This is a genomic window from Kitasatospora sp. NPDC036755, from assembly GCF_040636595.1.
Lineage (GTDB): Bacteria > Actinomycetota > Actinomycetes > Streptomycetales > Streptomycetaceae > Kitasatospora.
The window spans coordinates 1-3,935 of the sequence record NZ_JBEZUT010000527.1 but is presented as its reverse complement, the minus strand read 5'-3'; the positions used below and the strand labels follow the sequence as shown (position 1 = coordinate 3,935).

General features: G+C 73.7%; 4 protein-coding genes. 3 read left to right on the top strand and 1 reads right to left on the bottom strand.

Annotated elements, in window-relative coordinates; all coding sequences use genetic code 11:
• Positions 1–228 precede the first annotated feature (228 nt).
• The 3 genes from AB0E96_RS39285 to AB0E96_RS39275 all read left to right on the top strand — a co-directional run bounded on the left by AB0E96_RS39285 (position 229) and on the right by AB0E96_RS39275 (position 3,530).
• Positions 229–1,854 carry a phospholipid carrier-dependent glycosyltransferase gene (locus tag AB0E96_RS39285; protein WP_359831366.1) on the top strand — a complete coding sequence of 542 codons (1,626 nt, stop codon included), beginning with the start codon at positions 229–231 and terminating at the stop codon, positions 1,852–1,854.
• Positions 1,854–2,657, top strand: coding sequence for an ABC transporter permease (locus AB0E96_RS39280; RefSeq protein ID WP_359831370.1), 804 nt, complete (start codon positions 1,854–1,856; stop codon positions 2,655–2,657). Before AB0E96_RS39285 ends, AB0E96_RS39280 begins: the two co-directional genes overlap by 1 nt.
• 285 nt (positions 2,658–2,942) lie before the next feature.
• The gene (locus tag AB0E96_RS39275) at positions 2,943–3,530 is read left to right on the top strand and encodes a TMEM165/GDT1 family protein (RefSeq protein ID WP_359831368.1); all 588 of its coding nucleotides are present in this window, start codon (positions 2,943–2,945) and stop codon (positions 3,528–3,530) included.
• A gap of 40 nt (positions 3,531–3,570) precedes the next feature.
• Here AB0E96_RS39275 and AB0E96_RS39270 read toward each other — a convergent pair whose 3' ends face one another.
• Positions 3,571–3,774 (bottom strand): hypothetical protein, encoded by a 204-nt coding sequence (locus AB0E96_RS39270; protein WP_359831364.1) that lies wholly within the window; start codon positions 3,772–3,774, stop codon positions 3,571–3,573.
• Positions 3,775–3,935: the final 161 nt, after the last annotated feature.

The following is a 3,935-nucleotide window of genomic DNA, read 5'->3' as shown; positions in this document are numbered from 1 at the left end:
TTTTTTTTTTATTTTTGTTGTTATTCCGATGTCGCGCTATCGCGCCCGGCCCGGGCCGGGGGGGCGGTGGGGGCCCCGCCCTGCCAGCGGGCCCGCCCCCCGTCGCGCTTGGCTTCGCGCGCACCGCCACATAGTGTCAGTGGCTGTTGGCCGCCCGGCCCCGGCCGGGCGGCGCGACCCGGGCGGAGCCAGGACCCGGGCAGAACAGACAGGCGAATCGGCGAGGCTATGACGCAAGCGGCGCTCACGCACCCACCGGCGGCCCCGGCCCCCGCCGCCCCGGTCCCGGCCCCGCGCGGGGGCCTGCTCCGCTGGGCGGCCGACCGCTCCGGCTGGCTCGGGCCGATCGCCGTCGCGCTCTTCGCCGGCCTCCTGCGGTTCTGGAACCTCGGCCACCCCGACGCCTTCGTCTTCGACGAGACGTACTACCCGAAGGACGCCTGGTCACTGCTCCAGCAGGGGTACGAGGGCACCTGGCCGGACCACGCCAACGCCGACATCCTGTCCGTCCCGCAGTCGATCCCGCTGGGTTCCGCGCCCGAGTTCATCGCGCACCCGCCGCTCGGCAAATGGGTGATGGCGATCGGCGAGCAGCTGTTCGGACTGAACCCCTTCGGCTGGCGGTTCATGACCGCCCTGCTCGGCACCCTCGCCGTGCTGATGCTGGCCCGGATCGGGCGCCGCCTCTTCGGCTCCACCCTGATCGGCTGCACCGCCGCGCTGCTGATGTCGGTGGACGGCCTCCAGCTGGTGATGAGCCGGGTCGGCCTGCTCGACGGCATCCAGATGTTCTTCGTGCTCGCCTCCTTCGGCAGCCTGCTGATCGACCGCGACCACGTCCGCGCCCGGCTCGCCCGCGCGGCGGACGCGGGCGAGGACGCCGACGCCGTCCGGCTCGGGTGGCGCCCCTGGCGGATCGCCGCCGGGGTGCTCATCGGCGCCGCCTGCGCGGTCAAGTGGAACGGCGCCCCGATCCTCGCGGCCTTCGGCGTCCTGACCGTCCTGTGGGACCAGGCCGGCCGTCGCGGGGCCGGCGCCCGCCGCCCCTGGCGCTCCATGCTGCGCCTGGACGCCGTCCCGGCCTTCCTCGCCATGGTCGGCTCCGCCGTGGTGGTGTACGTCGGCTCCTGGAGCGGCTGGCTGGCCACCGGCGGCAACGGCCGGGGCGGCTACGACCGGCACTGGGCCGACGGGCGCGCGGGGCTCTCCCCGGACAGCGTCCTCGGCATCCCGCTGCCGCAGGTCCCGATGGGCTGGGTGCCCGCGCCGCTGCGCAGCCTGTGGCACTACCACGCGCAGATGTACGACTTCAATACCGGCCTGAGCACCCCGCACACCTACCAGTCCAACCCCTTCGCCTGGCTGGTCGACGGCCGCCCGGTCTCGATGTACTGGGAACAGGTCCCGTACGGGCAGCACGGCTGCACCTCCTCGGGCGGCTGCGCGGCGCAGATCCTCGGCCTCGGCACGCCGTTCCTGTGGTGGACGGCCTGCTTCGCGCTGGTCTACCTGCTGTGGCGCTGGTTCTTCCGGCGGGACTGGCGCTCGGGCGCGGTCCTGTGCGCGGTGGCCGGGATCTACCTGCCCTGGTTCCAGTACCAGGAGCGGACGATCTTCTCCTTCTACATGGTCGTGCTGGTGCCGTTCCTCTGCCTGGCCGTCGCCCAGATGCTCGGGGCGATGCTCGGCCCGCCCGGGTGCGGCCCGGAGCGCCGCCGGATCGGTGCGATCGGGGCCGGGGTGATCGTGCTCGCGATCGTCGGCTGCTTCGCCTTCTTCTACCCGCTGTACACGGCGGAGGTGATCCCGATGTCGTCCTGGCAGGACCGGATGTGGTTCACCAGCTGGATCTGATGGCTCCTGCGGGCCCGACGGCCGCCGCGGCCCTGGCGGCGTCCGGCGGTCAGCTGCTGCCGGTCACCCCGGTACTCGGGGTGGTCACCGCCGTGCTGCTGCTGGTCGCCGTCGCGGTGGCCGGGTGGGGCCTGCTCGGCCACGGCCACGCGGTGCTGCGGGCCGGGCTGCGCGCGGTGGTGCAGCTGGCCGCGGTCGCCGCGGTGATCACCTGGGTGGTCGGTTCGCTCTGGTGGTCGGCGCTGTTCGTGGTGCTGATGTTCTCGGTCGCGGTGCGCACCGCCGGGCGGCGGATGACCCGGGGCCCGGACTGGGTGTGGGCGGCCGCCCCGATCGGCGCCGGGGTGCTGCCGGTGCTCGCCCTGCTGCTGGGCGTCGGGCTGCTGCCGGCCCAGGGCCTGTCCGTCATCCCGGTCGCGGGCATCCTGATCGGCGGCGCGCTCAGCGCGACCTCGCTGGCCGGGCGGCGCGCGCTGGACGAACTGCGGCTGCGGCGCGGCGAGGTGGAGGCCGCACTGGCGCTCGGCTTCGAGGAGCGCGAGGCCCGGCTGGAGATCTGCCGGACGGCGGCGGCGACCTCGCTCGTCCCGGCGCTGGACCAGACTCGGACGGTCGGCCTGGTCACCCTGCCGGGGGCGTTCGTCGGGATGCTGCTGGGCGGGGCCTCGCCGGTCCAGGCGGGCGCGGTGCAGCTGTTCGTGCTGGTCGGGTTGCTGGCGGTGGAGTCGGTGGCGATCGTGGTGGTGCTGGAACTGGTCGGGCGCGGGCTGGTCGTGGCCGAGCCGGTGGGGGCCGTCCGGTAGCCGGCCCTCCGTCGGGTGGTCGTCCGGTCGGCCGGCGGTCCGGCCGCTCGTCCGCGGCGGGGCGGGGCGGTGGACGGCGTCGGGTACGCTTGGGGCCGTTGAAGGGGAGTAGCCCTCCACCGGACCGTCGACATACTGGCCCCCAGGGGCCCGGCGCCCGGGGCACCGCCCGAGGGGCGTTGCCGGCGAGACCTTCGGCCGCAGTGCTGTGACCATGACCAGTGCTGTCGGGCCGAAGCGTCCCCTGGCGGGTCCGCGGAGGCCGGGCAGCCCGACCGAGGACTCCTGATGAGTATCACCGTTGCCGCGTTGACCTTCGGCATCATCTTCCTGGCAGAACTGCCGGACAAGACCGCGCTGGCCAGCCTGGTGCTCGGCACCAAGTACCGCGCGAGCTACGTCTTCGCGGGCATCGCCGCCGCCTTCGCCCTGCAGGTGGGGCTCGCGCTCGTCGCCGGACAGCTGCTCTCGCTGCTGCCGCACCGCTGGGTGGAGGGCGTCACCGGCCTGCTGTTCCTGGTCGGCGCGGCGATGCTGCTGTTCCACGGCGGCGAGGACGAGGACGAGCACGGGGCCAAGGAGCCGTCCTCGAACAGCTTCTGGAAGGTGGCCGGGGCGAGCTTCGTGGTCGTCGCGATCGCCGAGTTCGGCGACCTGACCCAGATCATGACCGCCAACCTGGCCGCCAAGTACGCCGACCCGCTGGCCGTCGGCCTCGGCTCCTGGCTGGCGCTGTGCGCGGTCGGCGGGATCGCCATCGTCGGCGGGCAGAAGCTGCTCAAGCACGTGCCGATGAAGCTGATCATCCGGGTGGCGGCGGCGATCATGGTGGTGCTGGCGGGCATCAGCATCTTCGGGGCGATCACCGGCTGACCGTCGGGCGGCGGGCGGGGCGGCGGCCGGAGCCCGGCGGTCAGCAGGCGCTGTGCTTCTCCAGGGCGGCACGGGTGTTGGGCCCGAAGACGCCCCGCTTGTCGCCCTTGACGTCCCAGATCCACTGGACGTAGCCGACGGTGTTCACCGTGGTGTCGTCGTACAGCCCGGTCACCGGAACGCTCGCCCAGCAGACGACGACCGAGAGCTTCTGCTGCAGGGCCGTGACATCGGGGCCGCTCATCCCGTACTGCAGGACGCGCGGGGCCGAGGTGGCGGTGGGCGACGGGGCCGGGGCGGAGGACGTCGGCGCGGTCGCGGTCGGCGTGGGGGCCGGGGCGGGCCCGGGGCGGCCGGGGCCCGCGGGGGGGGGGGAGTTTCAGCCAGATCGCGACAAAAGTAAAG

What these genes read in the sequence shown, in the direction of transcription:
- AB0E96_RS39285 (WP_359831366.1), top strand. Translation starts at nt 229, where the DNA reads ATGACGCAAGCGGCGCTCACGCACCCACCGGCGGCCCCGGCCCCCGCC.
- AB0E96_RS39280 (WP_359831370.1), top strand. Translation starts at nt 1,854, where the DNA reads ATGGCTCCTGCGGGCCCGACGGCCGCCGCGGCCCTGGCGGCGTCCGGC.
- AB0E96_RS39270 (WP_359831364.1), bottom strand. Translation starts at nt 3,774, where the DNA reads ATGAGCGGCCCCGATGTCACGGCCCTGCAGCAGAAGCTCTCGGTCGTC.